Below are 16,130 nucleotides of genomic sequence, written 5' to 3' on the forward strand. Positions count from 1 at the left end.
AAAGGTACCCGGCCGCGAACAGGGTACTCCGAAGCGAGTACATTTCTATCACTAACAATCATAAAGAATATAGTCGCCACCGGCGAACCTCCGTGTATGCTCCGCGTGGGCATCAACGGCTTTGGCACCATCGGGAAACGGGTCGCCGACGCCGTTCGTGCACAACCAGATATGACGGTCGCCGGAGTCGCCAAACGAACGCCCGACTACGAGGCCGAGATCGCTCGTGATCGGGGCTACTCGCTTTTTGCCGCCGCAGAGACGACGCCGTTTACTGCGGCCGGAATCGACGTTGCAGGCCAGGTCCGCCAGCTCGTGGCTGCGAGCGACGTCGTCGTCGACGCGACGCCGGCCGGCGTCGGCGAGCGAAACCGCGCGCTGTACGAGGAGTTAGAGACGCCAGCGATCTACCAGGGCGGCGAAGACGCGAGCGTCGCGCCGGTCAGCTTCAACGCCAGGGCAAACTACGACGAGGCGGTCGGTGCCGACGCCGTCCGCGTCGTCTCGTGTAACACGACCGGGCTGTCACGTGTCCTGGCACCGCTGGAGGAACGCTACGGGATCGAGAAAGTCCGCGCGACGCTGGTCCGACGCGGCGGAGACCCCTCACAGACCGGACGCGGACCGATCAACGACACGCTGCCGGACCCCGTCTCGATCCCGTCCCACCACGCGCCGGACGTCAAGACGGTCTTCCCGGAGCTGTCGATCGACACCATGGGCATGAAGGTGCCCGCGACGCTGATGCACACCCACGCGATCAACCTCACGCTCCGGGCGACGCCCACCGCCGAGGACGTCCGCGATCTGCTGACCGCCGAGGGGCGACTGCTGGTGATCCCGGAGCGGCTGGGCATCGACGGCGCGGGCAAGCTCAAAGAGTACACCCGTGACGCGGGCCGACCCCGCGGCGACGTGTGGGAGAACTGCATCTGGGCCGAGTCCCTGACCGTCGAACCCCTGTCGGACGGCCGCGCGGACTGTTACCTGTTCCAGGCAATCCACCAGGAGGCCGACGTGGTCCCCGAAAACGTCGACGCCATCCGGGCGATCGCCGGCCTCGCCGACGGTCCCGAGAGCGTCGAGCGCACCAACGAGGCCCTGGGGATCGGCTGCGGGCTCGCGGGGATAGAGCCCGACACGACCGCGCCGGCCCGCGACGCTGCGAGCGACGACTGATACTGCCGGCAGTCACTTCGAGACTCGCCACTGGGGTTGCGAGATCGTTCGCAAACAGCCGACAGTACGCTCAGAGCCGGTGGAACTCGATCTCGCCCGACTCGGTGTCGAGGACGGCGACGTGAAGCGGTTCTGGTGCGGCCTCGATCGGGATGCCACCGGGGTTGATCCGGACGGTGCCACCGTGTTCTTCGAGCACGCGCTCGTGGGTGTGCCCGTGGAGGACGTAGTCGTAGTTGCCACACCCCACCAGCGCGTCGACGATCGCGGGGCTGGTGCCGTGGTAGACGGCCACCTCGACCCCGTCCAGAGTCAGCTCACCCATCTCACCGAGGTAGGTGCCGAACTCGTCGATCTGGGCGGCGAGTGCCCACTCGCCGTCGTTGTTCCCCCGGACCGCGTAGAAGTCGAACGCTCGCTCGAAGGGGGCAGCCGAGAACGGGGCGACGAAGTCACCGCAGTGGACGACGGCGTCGACGCCGACGGCGTCGAACTGCTCGATCGCTGCCGCGACGAGATCCGTGTCGTCGTGCGTGTCCGAGACGATCCCAACGTGCATACAGACAGGCGACGCCGGACCCCCATATTCGTACCGGCTACAGAACCGGGCCATAGAACCGACCGATCGAACAGCTAACTCTATTCCGAGCTCATTGTTTACTTTCTTTTGTACAAGAAATTTAATAGTCGGCGACGTATTTCCGGGTATGAGACGCCCTTCGACCGGCCGTGACAGGACCGACGGTCTCGACGCAGCGTCAGACACTACCGCCGGCGACGTGCCGCAGAGAGAGGACGGCGACTGGGCCGCCCGTCACGGCCGCACGCGTCGCACCTGAGCGGTCCAGCGCTGTTGGCACGAACCAGTCCACCCACCACTCACCCCCCACCATTCTCTCTTTCAGTTCGCGAGCGATCGGACAGTGAGAATGTCCCCAAAGACGCGCCGCAGACGACCGTTCACGAGAAGGATCACCGCGTGACGACCCGAGCGAGCGCCTCGGGATCGTCGACGACCGACAGCACCTTCGTATCGTCGTCCCGGACGAGACGCACCGTCCCAAAGTCGTTCGAGAAGAACGTACTCGCGATTCCGGACCCGACCCGGACGTCTGCGATTTCGTGACGGGCGACGCTCCATTGCGGCGCGTCCAGTCTGCGGTCGTACGCGACAACCACGTCGCCGTAGACGCGATACTCGACCGCCCCGTACGCGAGACGCGCGACGGGAATCTCCAGGACCGCGCGGCCCGCGACGAGCGCGACGACGGTCGAGACGGCGGCGACGAGACCGAACCAGAGGCCGACGCCGACAGAGACGAGCGCGACGAGGAACCCGTACGGCGGGAGCAGCGCTAGGAGCACCCCGAGTCCGAGCGCGTGCAGGACGACGCCGCGATCGTCGGTCCCCACCACCGTGATCGGCTCACCGTCGGGGACCGTGATTGGGTCGTCCGCCTCGACCTCCGGCTGCGCACCGTCGTCGGTCGTGGACGTCACGTCGAGGACGTCTGCGACGAGCTTCGCCGCGACCACGACCGCGAGCGTCGCCGTGAGTCCGACGCCCGCCGAGTCGGCGCCGGCACCGGCGATCGGGAGCAGGAACCCCGCGATGACGACGGCCATCCACCGGCGCCTCGAGAACGTCGACAGCGCGGAGTGGTGCTCGTACCGCTTCGCACGGACGAATTCGGACAGCGTCCCCGCGTGTCGGACGACGACGATCACCGCGCCGACAACGACGCCGGGGAGCACGAGTCCTGCGAGCGAGCCAGACGATCTCGCGTACCCCCACACCAGTATCGCGACGACCCCGAGTCCGAACAGGACCCAGCCGGCGTTCAAGGCGAACGGGAGGTTCCGGGGATAGATCGGCGGCAACCAGTCCACGAGGGTCACGCTGCCGCGTTTCTCACGGAGGCGCTCCAGTGGCACCTGGATGCCGTAGAAGTCGTCGTCGACGGGCCGCGTCGCGAACAGTGCCTCGACTGACGAACGGGTGACGTACGCGACGGCCTCTATCCAGTAGAGCACGAGCACCGGGAGCAGTTCCCAGTCGAACGCGAAGACGCCGACGAGCGGCACGGCGTTCACCAAGAGAGCCAGTGCGACGGTCGAACGCCTGTGCGCCGGATTATCCGCCACCATGCGATAATATTCGTTTATTCAATATAATAAACTTACCGAGACAAGACTGCATCGGGCGCCGGACGTGACGGCTTGCCGGACGGCGAATCCGGTGCTGGCCCTGACGAACCGGCGGGACAGCGAAGCGGGAGTCGCCACGGTGGCGGCTACTCGCCCACAGCGTCGGAGGTGTCAGCAGAATCCTGCCTGTGTCGGGTAGGTGTCCGAGCTACAGATGTCCTTTGCGTCCGGTAGCGCGGAGATGGTGAGCGAACAGATCGCGCCACCCAGGACCGCACACGGCACCGTCCCGAGGCCGAGCGTCGTCAGCGAGAACGCGCCACAGAACGCGGCGACGCCGTACCCGCAGAGCCCGACGTCCAGCGATAGTCGGATGAACGCGACACAGGCGCCACAGTCGTAGTTCTCGTCGCCGATAGCCTCGAACACGCCGCTCCCGACGAGAGAGATCATCGACGAGTACCCGGTGATCCTGAGCTTCCACAGGGCCTTGATTTTGAAGTCGTCGATGAACTTGGTCGCGAGCGACTGGAAGGAGTTGATCGTGTTCGCGACGATCTTGCCACCCGTCACCGCGATCTCGGACGAGGACACGTCGGCGTACTCGATGGCTTCCGCCAGATAGTCGGCACTAACGTCCTGGATGCCGTCAGAGACGTCCTTCAGACCGTCGTAGATATCACCGATCCAGTCGCCCCAGGGGATGGTGGGGATCCAGTCGCCTTGCGTCTCGGGTTGGGTCGTCTCGGGCGCGTCGAACTCGTACGTCTCCGTCGAGAGGCCGGCGGCAGCCGTCGAGAGAGAGCCGACCTCAAGCGTGTCGTGACGGAACTGTTCGATGTTGCCGGCGTCGTTGCGCCACTGGTAGGTGTTCTTGCCGGCGACGACGTCGTCGGTGTCGTGGCGCTTCGTGACGCTGACCGTGCCCTCGTCACCCGTTTCGAGGTCGGTGAGTTTGAACGTCACCGAATCGACCGGGTCGGTCGCCGTGTCGGAGGTGATCGTGTAGAGGCCGTCGGCGTCGTGTCGGATTCGTCCCTCCACCGCCGACGCGAGCTGGTCGTAGGCATCGAGACGCTCGAATTTGGCGGCCATCTGGAGTCTCGCCGAGGACTGCGCGCTCTCGTAGGCCATGTAGTCGAACGACACGGTCATCCGCGCGATGCCGACCGACGTGACGTCGCCGAAGTACTGAATCCGTTCGGTCTCGCCGGCAGCGACGGTGACCGTCGGGTTCTTGTGGACTTCTTCCTCGTAGATGAACGCCTCCGTCGACTCGGTGCTGAACTCGACCGAGCGGTTCTCGGGGGCCGTACAGACCACGCGCTTGGACTCGGGGACGATTTCGACGGTCGCGCCGCTCTCGTGTTCGATACGCTCGACGCGCCCGTCGTAGCGCGCGGTCGTCCCGCGCTGGGTCGAGTAGGCACTGACGCTGCCGTCTTCGACGCTCGCGTGGGCGTGGTCGCTGTCCGCGTCGCCCGACACCTCGACGGTGACGCCCCGTCCATCTCCGGAGATCTCCATCTCGCCGGGGAGCGAGGCCGGCAGTGCGTCGTCGGGTTCGAGTTTCTGGTCGTCCCTGCGGACCCAGACCTGGTCGGAGGCGTCGAAGTACGTGAGTTCCCCCGCGTACGAGATGTCGGTTCGTCCATTGATGGTCCCGCGGACGGTGCGAGCGTTCGGCTTCTCGAGTTCGTCGTCGTCGGCTTCGACACGCCCGCTGGCGGAGATGTCGACGTCGACGTGGCCCGGCGCGATGACGGTGAGTGTCTGCTGGGGGAACGCGTCGGGGTCGACGGAGTCGCCGTCGACGACGACCTCCGCCCCGCCGGAGACGTCGAGTTCGGTGAACTCACCGGAGAAATCGTATGAGTGTGTCTCCCCCTCGATCGTGGCGGTGGCCGCGCCAGCGTCGAGGGATTCGCTCGGAGCGTCGGTCGCGGAGACGAGTCCGGTGACGGAGAACGTGTAACTGGCCTCACCGCTCGCACGGATGGAGACGCTTCGCGTGACCTCACTGGCAGCGAGCGAGGGTGTGCCGCGTTCGGTGATGTCGTTGAGACTCGCGTCGGACGCGGCACCAGCCGTGGAAGCACCGATTGCGGTCGCACCGGCGACAGCAATCCCTCGGAGGACTTCGCGTCGAGACTTGTTCTGATTGTTGTCGTCTGACGACATACAATACCAACTTTTTCCACTGGATAATATAATTTGGTATTAATATTCCAATAAGAATAATTAATCGGGCAGGACGCCAGCGGGTGACGCCCCTCCGAGGACCGGTTGTCAGCACCGCCTCCGAACGGCTACGGGCCCTGGTCGAGGAGTGACTCGACGAGGGAGCGCTGACTCGCGACGAAGCGCTCGGCTCGCGGTCCCGACCAGTACGGCGCCCACGAGAGCGACGCGACGGTCGACAGCAGGAGGTACAGACGGCGTCGCCGCCGGAAGGCCTCGTCGGTGGCCAGCGAGCGTCGATCGCGATACCCTTCGTAGAGCGACGCTCTCACACGCTGTCGTTTGTCACTCCCCAGCGGTGCCCATCCCGAGCAGTACTGTTCGGTCACGGCGAGTTCGAACTCGTCGTGGACGCTCCGTGCACCGCCCCAGTCAAGTACCGCGCGGACCCGACCCGCGCCCTCGTCGACCACGACGTTCCGCGGCTGGTAGTCGTAATGAGCGAGGACCGGATCAACGTCCGGAAGCTCCGGGATCTCACTGTCGAGGACTGACTGGACCGTCGACGCCAGCCCGTCCAGTCGCGTGTCCCCCTCGATTTCCGCGGCGAGTTCCCAGAGCCACGACTGCCACGAGCTAGCCGGGTCAGTCACGGTGAGCGTCCCGTCGTCGACGGTGATCGGACCGAACCCGGACACCGGTCCGCAGTCGTGCAGTGCCGCCAGGTGGCGCCCGGCCTGCCGGACGATGTCGTCGAGTATCCCATCGGGCCACCCGGTATCCCCGTTCTCCCGAGCGCTCGCCTGCGTCGGGGATCCACCCTCGACGTGCTCCATCACGAACGACGGAGCCGGCAGGTCGTCGGGTTGCAGGTGACTGCCATACACGTCGGGGACCGGGATCGAGGTGTGGTCGGCGACGTACCGGAGCAGTGCGGGCTCCCGACGGAGTCCCGTCGCGTCGCCCTCCACAGCGGCCTTGAACACGACGGTCCGCCGGTCACCCTCCTGGTCTCGGACGTCCACACGATACGTCGTCGCCGACCCGGTGCGCAACGGCTCCGCGTCCAGCACCTCACACTCGATGCCGGCGGCGGCGACCATCAGCGCAATCATCTGTTCGGAGAACGGGTCCGGGTCCCGTTCCTGGAGCGACGACGGTTCTCTCATGGGCAAATAGTGTAAAACTACAGTCAAAAAGATGTCGGATAGATCTCCTGGCGACGCTGGGCTCTGGTCTGACATCATCGCTGCCACGTGACGCGACACCGATAGTCGCGCGCGTTATCGAGAACAGCGATGATCGAAAGCGACGCGATCCCCAGACCGAGCGCCTCAGTCCTCGCGCTGGAGGACCTCGACGCCGATCAGCGATGCCCCGGTGAGCGCGCGGATGTACGCCCCGCCCGCGATCGAGACGTGGCCGAAGTCGTCCTCGCTCATGCCGTACATCTCGATCGCCCGAGAGGTGTCGCCGCCACCGACCACCGAGAAGCAGTCGGTCTCGGCGATCGCTTCCAGCACCGACACGGTCCCGACGGAGAAGCGCTCTTCCTCGAAGACACCCAGCGCACCCTTCACGAAGACGGCCTCCGAGTCCCGGATCACGTCGGCGTAGCCCTCGGCGGTGTCGCTACCCACGTCCATGAACGAGACCGTCTTCTCGTCGATGTCGGCCACGTTCGTCTCGGCGCGGTCGCCGTCCTCGTCGGCGTAGGCCATGTCCGTCGCCAGCGTGATCTTCTCGCGGTTCTCTTCGAGGATCCGCTCGATCAGCTCGTGGTTGTCCGCCCACTGGGAGTCGTAGAGATCGAGGTCGGGATCGAGGTCGAAGCCCACGGGCGCGCCGTCGGCCCGCAAGAACAGTTCGCCCGCGATCCCGCCCAGCAGGAAGTCGTCGACCGTGTCGCCGAGGTGGTCCATCACGTCGATCACGTCGGTCGCCTTCGTCCCGCCGACGGCCATCGTCACCTGTCCGTCGAACTCCTTCTGTGCGATGGCGGTGTTTGCCTCGTACTCGGTCTCCATGACGCGGCCGGCGTACGCCGGGAGCACGAGCGGGAAGCCCACCAGCGAGGCGTGCGAGCGGTGGGCCGCCGAGTAGGCGTCGTTGACGTATGCGTCGAACTCCGGGGCGAGCGTCCGGACGAACTCCGTCTCGGCCTTGACTTCGGGGTCTTCCTCGGGCAGTTCCTCGTCACACATCCGGGTGTTCTCCAGCAGGAGCACGTCGCCGCCGCCGAGGTCGTCGATAGCGGCCAGCGCGTCCTCGCCGAAGGTGTCGGCGACGAAGTCCACGTCAGTGCCGATGTGTCCGCTCAGGATGTCGGCGTGCTGTTCGAGCGAGACGAACGTGTCTCGACCGGGGCGGCCCTGGTGGGCCATCAGCACGGTCTCGAAGCCACGGTCGGCGAGTTCCCGAACCGTCTTCGCGTGGCGTTCGAACCGGCGGTTGTCCTGCACCGCGCCGTCCTCGACCGGCGAGTTCAGGTCGAGGCGGACGAGGACGCGCTGTCCGTCTGCGAGGTCGTCGAGCGTCTGGAACGCTGCCATACGCGAGGAGAGAGGCGTCCGGGAGAAAAAACCGCCCGATCCGTCACACACTGTCGGCTGTCAGTCTGTGACGAATTTCGCGACCCCGTATCGCGAACCTCTCGAAACAGTGACAGCCGGCAGTATCAGCGTGTGAGCTTCGCCTCGTGGTTCTCGTCGAGTTCGCGCAGTCGGTCGCCACACGAGCCACACTCCGCGGCGATCACCTCGTGGAGCCCACAGCAGGACTCGACGGTGTCTGCCGTCGTCGTGATCTGGCCGCCACACGCGGGACAGTCGTCCCCCAGCGTCCGTAGTTCCTCGCGGATGGTCGCGCGCTGTTCGACCGGCACGTCGGTCCAGCGGTCGGTCCACGCTGCCATCGCCGCGTCGGTCGCCACGTCCGCGAGCAGCGCGGCCTCGCTTGGCCACTTGCGAATCCGGTTGTCGATCTCGATGGCCGGGTAGTCGCGGTCCGTCGTCGCGACCGAATCGGGAGCGGCGTCGAACAGGGTCGCCAGCGTCGCCGGTTCCCGCAGCGAGTCGCGGTTGGCCTCGACGTGCTCGTCTCGCAGCGCCGCAAAGTCCTCGGTGAAGCGGTCGGTCCCGCCGTCACGAGCGACGACGCCCTCGTCGGCGAGGAACCGTTCGGGGTCGACGGCGTTCTCGCGGTGCTGCTCGATCTTCTGGATCGTCTCCCACTCCTCGTCGTCCGCCTCGTGGTCGTCGAAGCGCGCGCGGATCGACTCGGGGAGGTACCGCTTGGTCAGCGTCGGGGTCCCGGGGACGAGATAGCCACGCAGGTAGATCGACACCAGCGAGAGGGCCAAGACCGCGACGCCGGCCAGCGGGACGACGACGCCGACGAGTGTGCTCGCCACGGCGGCGATGACGACGTTGACGGCGGTACAGGGGACACAGCGGTTCGGACCGGTGTACTCCGGCCGGCGGACGCGCTCGACCACGGAGAACTCTGTCATAGAGGGGATTGGTGGTCAGCCGTCAAAACTGGTCGGGCTCTCACCGCACGAGTCGGACGACACACTCGTCGGCGAGAGAATCCTCGTGACCGTCGACGTTGACGTGTGCGCCGAGGGCGTACTCGCCGGGATCGGCCGGCTCCCACTCGCGCTCTGTCACCCGGAATCGTCCGCTCCACTCGCCGGCAAACTGCTTGCGTTCGCCCCGCTCGAAGTGGAGTTTGCCCTCCTCGTCGGGCGGGTCGTACTGGTCGACGTGGGACGCTTCAGTGAGGCCCTCGACCGTCCAGGCCCACAGCACCGGGGACCGCGTCGTCAGCGTGATCGGGATCGGCAGCGCGTTTTTCATCGTCACGCGAAAGGGGATGGCACTCCCGAGTTCGTACTCGGCCTGGGGCGTCTCGATCGACAGTGAGATCGCCCAGCGGCGGATCGCCCTGGGGACGAGCCACCGGCTCAACAGGCCGCTGTTGACCGAGCGAGCCGACTGTGGTCGGTACTCGTCGTCATCGTCGTCCGGAGTAAAGGGGTCCACGTCGTCTGGCGGTCCCCCACCGAGCAGTCCGCGCATCGACTGTACGGCGGGTCGGAACGAGCAAAAACCTTGGCGTCTCGGCCGCCGTCCAGTCGTGTCCGACCTCGACGGTCACCGCGCGGGCGGCCAGCGAGGTCAGTCGCCAGCGAGCTCGCCGTCACGGAGGACGGCCGGTGGATCCGGATAGTCGTCCTCGTACAGCAGACAGGCGATCTGCTGGCCACCGCGGGTGTGAGTCAACGGCGGGTCCCGTCGTTCACAGGGCGACTCGAAGGCCTCCGCAGCACGGCTGCGTGCGCCGTCCAGATCCGCCTGGGCCAGGTCGTCGACCAGATCGGACAGCACCGACTCGACCTGGGGGTCCCCGACCTGCTCGGGGAGCCCGAACTCCTCGCGGACGAGGCGGTCCAGTTCGTCCCGGCCAGCGTCGTGAGGATCGGTGTCCTCGTCGGCCGGGATCGCCGTCAGAGACTTCAGAGAGTCGGTCCCGGAGAGCCTGATCTTCAGGTCCATGACGGCACGCCACACGGACTGGTCGAGATCGTACTCGTCGGGCTGGATCACCCGCGGACACCGCGTGTGGAACCGACAGCCGCTCGGCGGGTCGATCGGCGACGGGACGCTGCCAGACAGCAGCGTCTGGTCTGCCTCCCACAGCGGGTCCGGTTCGGGAATCGCCGACAGCAGCGCTTCCGTGTAGGGGTGGTGTGGGGGGTTGAACACCGACTCGGTCGGCCCGACCTCGGCGACCTGGCCGAGGTACATCACCGCGATCCGATCCGAGATGTGTTCGACGACGCTGAGGTCGTGGGCGATGAAGACGTAGGAGAGCCCGAACTCCTCCTGGAGGTCTTCGAGCAGGTTCAGAATCTGGGCCTGGACGGACACGTCCAGCGCCGAGACGGGCTCGTCGCAGATGATGACCTCCGGATCGACCGCCAGCGCGCGCGCGATGCCGATCCGCTGGCGCTGACCCCCCGAGAACTCGTGGGGGTACCGGTTGGCGTGACTGGGGTTGAGCCCGACCGTCTCGAGGAGTTCGTAGATCCGCTCCATGCGAGCGTCGCCGCTGGCGATGTCGTGGATGTCCAGGGGCTCGCCGATGATGTCTCCGACGGTCAGGCGCGGGTTCAGGCTCGAAAACGGGTCCTGAAAGATGTACTGGAGGTCGGTACGCAGCGATCGCAGCTTCGAGTTCGAGACCTCGGTGAGGTCGATCTCCTGTTGGCCGTCGTGGTAGTACACCGACCCCTCGGTGGGCTCGACGAGCTGGAGTATCGAGCGGCCCAGCGTCGTCTTCCCGCAGCCACTCTCACCGACGACACCCAGCGTCTCGCCGGCTTCGAGTTCGATATCGACTCCGTCGACGGCTCTGACCAGCTGTGGCTCGCCGAGCAGCCGGTCGACGAAGCCCTCGTCGCTCTCGTAGTACTTCGTGAGCCCCTCGGTTCGGAGGATCGTTCTACTCACGCTGATCACCCGGTGTGATCTGTGGTTCCTCGCCGTCGACTTCGACGGTGTAGTCCAGCCCGCCGGTCAGATCGTCCGTGTACTCCAGGCAGGCGGCGGCGTGTTCGCCCGGATCGCCGCTGGCCTCGTGGCCGGTCTCGGGATCGACGAGCACCGGGTCCTTGCGGGTGCAGGCCTCCTCCGCGTACGGACAGCGGGGGTGGAAGCTACAGCCCGTGGGAACGTCGACGAGGTCCGGCATCGTGCCGGGGATCGTCTGGAGGCGCTCTCGGGTGTCCCCGATCCGGGGAATCGAGCTCATCAGCCCGACCGAGTATGGGTGTTTCGGGTCGTAGTACAGCTCCTCGACCGGTGCCTTCTCGACCGGGCGACCGCCGTACATCACCATCACGCGATCGCACACCTGTGCGATCACGCCGAGGTCGTGGGTGATCAGCTGGATCGACGTGTCGAACTCGTCGGCGAGGTCCTCGAGCTGGTCGAGGATCTTCGCCTCGATGGTCACGTCCAGGGCGGTCGTGGGCTCGTCGGCGATCAACAGGTCGGGATCACAGGACAGCGCCATCGCGATCACCGCTCGCTGTTGCATCCCGCCGGAGAACTCGTGGGGATAGTCCGAGTAGCGCGCTTCCGCCTCGGGGATCCCGACCTCGTCGAGGAGACGGATCGTCCGCTCTTTGGCCTCCTGTTCGCCGTAGTCGAGGTGGTGTCGGATCACCTCGGAGATCTGTTCCCCGACGGTGTAGACGGGGTTGAGCGCGGTCTGGGCGTCCTGGAAGATCATGGCGATCTCGTTGCCGCGGATCGATCGGACCCGCTCTTCGCTCATCTCCAGGAGGTCCTCGCCCTTGAACAGGATCTCGCCGCTCTCGATCTGGCCGGGGTCCTCGATCAGGCGCATCAGCGACATCGCGGTGACGCTCTTGCCGGCACCGCTCTCGCCGACGACGCCGAACTTCTCGCCGCGTTCGATCGTGTACGAGAGGTCGTCGACGGCCCTGACGACCCCCTCTTCCGTGTAGAAGTTCACGGTGAGGTCGTTGATCTCGACGAGGGCCATCAGTTACCGCCTCCCTGTTCGACGTCGACGTTGCTCTGGGCGTCCAGCGCGTCGTTGACGCCGTCACCGATCATGTTCATCGCCATCACGAAGATGAAGATGGCTCCACCGGGGAAGACGGTCGCCCACCACGGGATCGAACCGCCCGGCCCCTGGATGAGCGTCTCGCGGGTCGCGTCCAGCATCGTCCCCCACTCGGGGGTACCCGGCGGGAAGCCCAGACCGAGGAAGCCAAGCGCCGCCACGCCGATGACGACGGTCCCGATCGACAGCGACGCCTGGACGATCAGGGGCGCGATGGCGTTGGGAACGATGTGTCTGAAGATCACCGACCGGTCACGAGCACCGAGCGCCTGGGCGGCCGTGACGTACTGGTTTTGCTTGACCGAGAGTATCTCACCGCGTATCAGCCGTGCGTAGCCGGCCCAGCCGGGGAAGGCGAAGGCCGCGACCAGTTGCCAGTAGCCACCGCCCAGAATGGCGATAATCACCAGCGCCAACACGAGCGCCGGGAAGGCAAAGACCGTGTCGACGATCCGCATCATGACCTCGTCGACCCAGCCGCCGTAGTAGCCCGCGACGGCACCGTAGACGAGCCCGAAGCCGGCAGTGATGAACACGACGACGAAGCCGATCGAGATGCTCGCGCGGCCGCCGACCATCACACGAGAGAACATGTCTCGCCCCGAGGCGTCGGTCCCCATCGGATGGGCCAGCGACGGCGGGTCGTACGCCCCGACGTTCGAACCGGGTTCGAGAAAGAGACTCTTCTGGGGCTCGAAGGGTGCGAGCGAGATCGGCTGGACGGTGATGCCGGCGATCTCGACCGGCCGAGCGAACGTCGTCAACACCACCATGATCGCGACGACCGAGAGCCCGATCATCGCCGTCCGGTTGCTCTTGAACTGCCGCCAGGCGCGTTGCCAGCGACCTTCTGTGCCTCTGTCGGTGCCACCCGCTGTCCAGTCGGACAGTGGCTCCCGTTCGGTCACCTGTTCCGTGTCGAAACCGCTGATCTGTATCCGTCCTCGTTGCGTAGACATAGTTAGTCGTATCTGATCCGTGGGTCCAGCATCGCGTAGACGATGTCTGCGAGTAGGTTCGCGAGCACGAGTGCGACGCCGGTAAACAGCGTGATCGCCAGGATGAGATTGACCTCACGGGAGGTGATCGCCTGGACGAACTCTCGGCCCAGTCCGGGCCAGCTGAAGACGACCTCGACGACGACCGAGCCAGCGACGATGTTGGCGGTCAGGAACGCCGCGACCGTCGTCACCGAGATCAGGGAGTTGCGCAGAACGTGCTTGAGGATCACCGTCTGCTCGGGGAGCCCCTTCGCGCGCGCGGCAGTGACGTACTCTTTGTTGAGCTCCTCGGCCATCGACGAGCGCATGATCCGCATCAGCGTCGAGGCAGAGGCGGTCCCGATCGTGATGCCGGGCATCACGAGGAACCACAGCGTATCCAGACTCAACAGTCCGTTCCGCGGGGGCAAGACCGGCCAGATGTTGAACACCAGCGCACCGAACAGGATCAGCATCAGGCCGAGCCAGAAGTTCGGAACCGAGATGCCCGAGAGGGCGATGAAGCGACTCACGTGGTCGCCCAGGTCGTCCTTGTTGACGGCCGCGTAGATCCCCGTCGGGATGGCGATGACCAGTGCGAACACCCATCCGAACAGCCCGAGCACGATCGTTTCGGGCAGTCGGTTCATGATGACGTCGTTGACGCTGACACCCGAGCGGGTGATGACCGGACCGAGATCTCCCTGTAACACGTTCCCGATCCAGCGGAGATACTGCTCCCAGACCGGGAGGTCGTATCCGTATCGTTCGCGCAACGCCGCCTCTTCGGCCGGACCGACATCCGGGTTGAACGACACCAGCACGTCGATCGGGTCGCCCGGCGTGAGATGTACCATGCCGAACGTGACGATCGAGACACCGAACAGTATCGGGATCGTCAGCAGTACTCGTTTGACGATGAAACGTCGAAGGCCCATACGTTGTCCTCGTTATCTGCTGAGGTACGTAATCTGTTCGTCCTGTGGAGCGAACAGGCCGTATCCGATGATGTCCTGCGTGCTCGGATACGTGTTGAACCCGTTGACGACGGTGTCGTCGACGACACCGACGAGCGTGCTGTGCGTACCGTAGGAGTTGGCGCTGAGTTCGAGGACGCGTTCCCAGACCGCGTTGTACCGCTCCTGTCTGAGTTCGGGATCCTGGGCCACGTCGACGCCGTATCGTGCGTCGCGCAACAGCTGGCTCAGTTCGTCGTCGTTGATGTTCTGGAAGTTACAACACTGAGCGAAGTTGTCCTGTGAGTGGACGGACTTCGCGTAGCCGTGTGGGTTGAAGCCGCCCGAGAGCCCGATGAAAGCGAACTTGCCGTCGTCGTAGTACTCCTCGCTGAGGAGCTGGCCGATGAAGTCGAGGAACTCGTAGGTCTCCAGAGAGGCCTCGAAGTACTCCGACCGATTGAGCGCTTCCTGGATCAGCTCGACGGTACGGACGCGGTCGTCGTTGTCGGAGTTCGTCTCCAGCTGGACCTCGATCGGGGTCTCCCAGCCATTGTCCTCGATTGCCTCTTCGACGAGCTCCGCCGCTCGCTCTTGGTCGTATTCGTTGTACTCGCGGCCGTCCTCGACGAGCTGCTCGTAGTCGTCGGTCCCGGCCCCGGCGGCGACCGGCGGCAGCGGCGTCCAAGCCGGATTTTCCCACCCGGAGAAGATGTTCTGGGCGATATTCTCACGCGGGATGAGGTGGTTGATCGCCTGTCGAACCCGCTTGTCGGTGAAGGGTTCGACCGTGACGGGGTGCTGGAGGAACGTGTAGCCGGCACCGTCGGTCGGGGCCGTCCGGAAGTCTTCGGAGTTCTGGTAGTCGTTGAGCGTGCTCGCAGTCAGCCCGTAGCTCATGTCGATCTCGCCTTCCTGGAGGGCCGCGGACCGTGAAGCGTCCTCCGAGACGAACGATACGTCGACCTCGTCGACGACCGGGCCGTTCGGGAACTCCGAGGAGCCCTCGAACCAGTCTTTCATCTCGGTGTCGAACCAGTAGTCGTCGAAGGCGGTGAACACGACGTACTCGCCTTCCTGGAACTCGTCCAGTTCGAACATTCCGGTCCCCATCGGCGTGTTCCCCTGTCGGGGGTCCATCGCCTCGGGCGGGAGCGTCGCCGACTCGGAGGGGTAGATCGGCGCGTCGCCGAGTTCCAGCACCGCGGCCGCGTCGGGTTCCTGAATGTAGAGGTGGACGGTGTAGTCGCCGTCGGCCTGGATGTCCAGCATCGAGTCGTAGTACTGGCCCGACAGCGTCGAGTTCCGGATGCGCTCGTAGGACTCGACGACGTTGTCGGCGGTCATCTCGTTGCCGTTGTGGAACGTGACACCCTCGTGGAGGTCGAACCGGAAGTGCATCCCGTAGGTGCCATCCGCGACGGCGTCGCCGGCCTCTTCGACGGTCAGAACGCGGGCGTCGTCGCCGGACGCGGGATCGTTGTCCGGGTGTTCCAGGACGATCTGTGCGTCCGTGTCGATGACCATCGCGCCGTCTTCGGTCTCGGTGTAGGGGACGGAGGTCATGTAGTCCGCGTAGTCGGCCGGCGATACGTCCTGTACGTCGACCTGTTCGTACGACTCGGCGAGCCACGGATAGATCTCGCCGCTCGCGTCGGTCGTCACCATCCCCTCGAAGATGAGGTTGTGGAGGATCGAAGCCGAAGCGGAGCTACTGTACGCGAAGTCGAACGAGTCCGGTCCCTCACCGATCGCGGCTCTGAACGTCCCGCCCTCTTCGATGTCGGCGGGATCGACCGTGACACGATCCTGAACGGGGTCGACACCACCGTCGCCGCCGTCGCCACCGTCACCACCACCGCCGAGCTGATCCGAACAGCCCGCAAGTGACATTGCGCTGAGGGCAGCTGCGCTTTGGAGGACCTTACGACGCGAAATACCGGGCAAATTATCGTCCAAATTTAATTTCGACATGTCTGAATCACCAGTGAAAGCCTACCCCACCATCACAGTGGTCATCAAAAAG

The 16,130-nt window shown here is 65.4% G+C and carries 13 protein-coding genes; 1 reads left to right on the forward strand and 12 read right to left on the reverse strand.

Going from position 1 to position 16,130, the window contains the following annotated elements; translation table 11 throughout:
- Positions 1–96 precede the first annotated feature (96 nt).
- Positions 97–1,179 (forward strand): type II glyceraldehyde-3-phosphate dehydrogenase, encoded by a 1,083-nt coding sequence (locus HMUK_RS02460; RefSeq protein ID WP_012808056.1) that lies wholly within the window; start codon positions 97–99, stop codon positions 1,177–1,179.
- 70 nt (positions 1,180–1,249) lie between these two features.
- Here HMUK_RS02460 and HMUK_RS02465 read toward each other — a convergent pair whose 3' ends face one another.
- From HMUK_RS02465 to HMUK_RS02520, 12 genes are all read right to left on the reverse strand, one after another.
- Positions 1,250–1,738 carry a metallophosphoesterase gene (locus HMUK_RS02465; RefSeq protein WP_012808057.1) on the reverse strand — a complete coding sequence of 163 codons (489 nt, stop codon included), beginning with the start codon at positions 1,736–1,738 and terminating at the stop codon, positions 1,250–1,252.
- A gap of 413 nt (positions 1,739–2,151) precedes the next feature.
- Complete coding sequence (locus HMUK_RS02470) at positions 2,152–3,327, reverse strand: DUF6498-containing protein (RefSeq protein WP_012808058.1); 1,176 nt, start codon at positions 3,325–3,327, stop codon at positions 2,152–2,154.
- Between the two features lie 171 nt (positions 3,328–3,498).
- Positions 3,499–5,508, reverse strand: a complete 2,010-nt coding sequence (locus tag HMUK_RS02475; RefSeq protein WP_012808059.1) for a hypothetical protein — start codon at positions 5,506–5,508, stop codon at positions 3,499–3,501.
- A gap of 128 nt (positions 5,509–5,636) precedes the next feature.
- Positions 5,637–6,677 (reverse strand): phosphotransferase family protein, encoded by a 1,041-nt coding sequence (locus tag HMUK_RS02480; RefSeq protein WP_012808060.1) that lies wholly within the window; start codon positions 6,675–6,677, stop codon positions 5,637–5,639.
- A gap of 165 nt (positions 6,678–6,842) precedes the next feature.
- Complete coding sequence (locus HMUK_RS02485) at positions 6,843–8,060, reverse strand: phosphoglycerate kinase (RefSeq protein ID WP_012808061.1); 1,218 nt, start codon at positions 8,058–8,060, stop codon at positions 6,843–6,845.
- Positions 8,061–8,185: 125 nt separating this feature from the next.
- Positions 8,186–9,019: a hypothetical protein gene (locus HMUK_RS02490; RefSeq protein WP_012808062.1), complete on the reverse strand. Its 834-nt coding sequence runs from the start codon at positions 9,017–9,019 to the stop codon at positions 8,186–8,188.
- A gap of 40 nt (positions 9,020–9,059) precedes the next feature.
- Complete coding sequence (locus tag HMUK_RS02495; RefSeq protein WP_012808063.1) at positions 9,060–9,590, reverse strand: hypothetical protein; 531 nt, start codon at positions 9,588–9,590, stop codon at positions 9,060–9,062.
- A 99-nt stretch (positions 9,591–9,689) separates the two neighbouring features.
- Complete coding sequence (locus HMUK_RS02500) at positions 9,690–11,024, reverse strand: ABC transporter ATP-binding protein (protein ID WP_012808064.1); 1,335 nt, start codon at positions 11,022–11,024, stop codon at positions 9,690–9,692.
- Positions 11,017–12,084, reverse strand: a complete 1,068-nt coding sequence (locus tag HMUK_RS02505) for an ABC transporter ATP-binding protein (protein ID WP_012808065.1) — start codon at positions 12,082–12,084, stop codon at positions 11,017–11,019. The genes HMUK_RS02500 and HMUK_RS02505 overlap by 8 nt, the downstream gene beginning before the upstream one ends.
- On the reverse strand, positions 12,084–13,127 hold the full coding sequence (locus HMUK_RS02510; protein ID WP_012808066.1) for an ABC transporter permease: 1,044 nt from the start codon (positions 13,125–13,127) through the stop codon (positions 12,084–12,086). Before HMUK_RS02510 ends, HMUK_RS02505 begins: the two co-directional genes overlap by 1 nt.
- A gap of 2 nt (positions 13,128–13,129) precedes the next feature.
- Positions 13,130–14,086, reverse strand: a complete 957-nt coding sequence (locus HMUK_RS02515) for an ABC transporter permease (protein WP_012808067.1) — start codon at positions 14,084–14,086, stop codon at positions 13,130–13,132.
- Positions 14,087–14,098: 12 nt separating this feature from the next.
- Complete coding sequence (locus HMUK_RS02520; RefSeq protein ID WP_012808068.1) at positions 14,099–15,997, reverse strand: ABC transporter substrate-binding protein; 1,899 nt, start codon at positions 15,995–15,997, stop codon at positions 14,099–14,101.
- Positions 15,998–16,130 lie beyond the last annotated feature (133 nt).

It is taken from the genome of Halomicrobium mukohataei DSM 12286 (genome assembly GCF_000023965.1).
Taxonomy (GTDB): Archaea; Halobacteriota; Halobacteria; order Halobacteriales; family Haloarculaceae; genus Halomicrobium; species Halomicrobium mukohataei.

Excerpts from the sequence above, each read along its gene's own strand:
- HMUK_RS02460 (WP_012808056.1), top strand. The coding sequence starts at position 97 with ATGCTCCGCGTGGGCATCAACGGCTTTGGCACCATCGGGAAACGGGTC.
- HMUK_RS02520 (WP_012808068.1), bottom strand. The coding sequence starts at position 15,997 with ATGTCACTTGCGGGCTGTTCGGATCAGCTCGGCGGTGGTGGTGACGGT.
- HMUK_RS02470 (WP_012808058.1), bottom strand. The coding sequence starts at position 3,327 with ATGGTGGCGGATAATCCGGCGCACAGGCGTTCGACCGTCGCACTGGCT.
- HMUK_RS02510 (WP_012808066.1), bottom strand. The coding sequence starts at position 13,127 with ATGTCTACGCAACGAGGACGGATACAGATCAGCGGTTTCGACACGGAA.
- HMUK_RS02465 (WP_012808057.1), bottom strand. The coding sequence starts at position 1,738 with ATGCACGTTGGGATCGTCTCGGACACGCACGACGACACGGATCTCGTC.
- HMUK_RS02515 (WP_012808067.1), bottom strand. The coding sequence starts at position 14,086 with ATGGGCCTTCGACGTTTCATCGTCAAACGAGTACTGCTGACGATCCCG.
- HMUK_RS02485 (WP_012808061.1), bottom strand. The coding sequence starts at position 8,060 with ATGGCAGCGTTCCAGACGCTCGACGACCTCGCAGACGGACAGCGCGTC.
- HMUK_RS02490 (WP_012808062.1), bottom strand. The coding sequence starts at position 9,019 with ATGACAGAGTTCTCCGTGGTCGAGCGCGTCCGCCGGCCGGAGTACACC.
- HMUK_RS02480 (WP_012808060.1), bottom strand. The coding sequence starts at position 6,677 with ATGAGAGAACCGTCGTCGCTCCAGGAACGGGACCCGGACCCGTTCTCC.
- HMUK_RS02495 (WP_012808063.1), bottom strand. The coding sequence starts at position 9,590 with ATGCGCGGACTGCTCGGTGGGGGACCGCCAGACGACGTGGACCCCTTT.
- HMUK_RS02505 (WP_012808065.1), bottom strand. The coding sequence starts at position 12,084 with ATGGCCCTCGTCGAGATCAACGACCTCACCGTGAACTTCTACACGGAA.
- HMUK_RS02475 (WP_012808059.1), bottom strand. The coding sequence starts at position 5,508 with ATGTCGTCAGACGACAACAATCAGAACAAGTCTCGACGCGAAGTCCTC.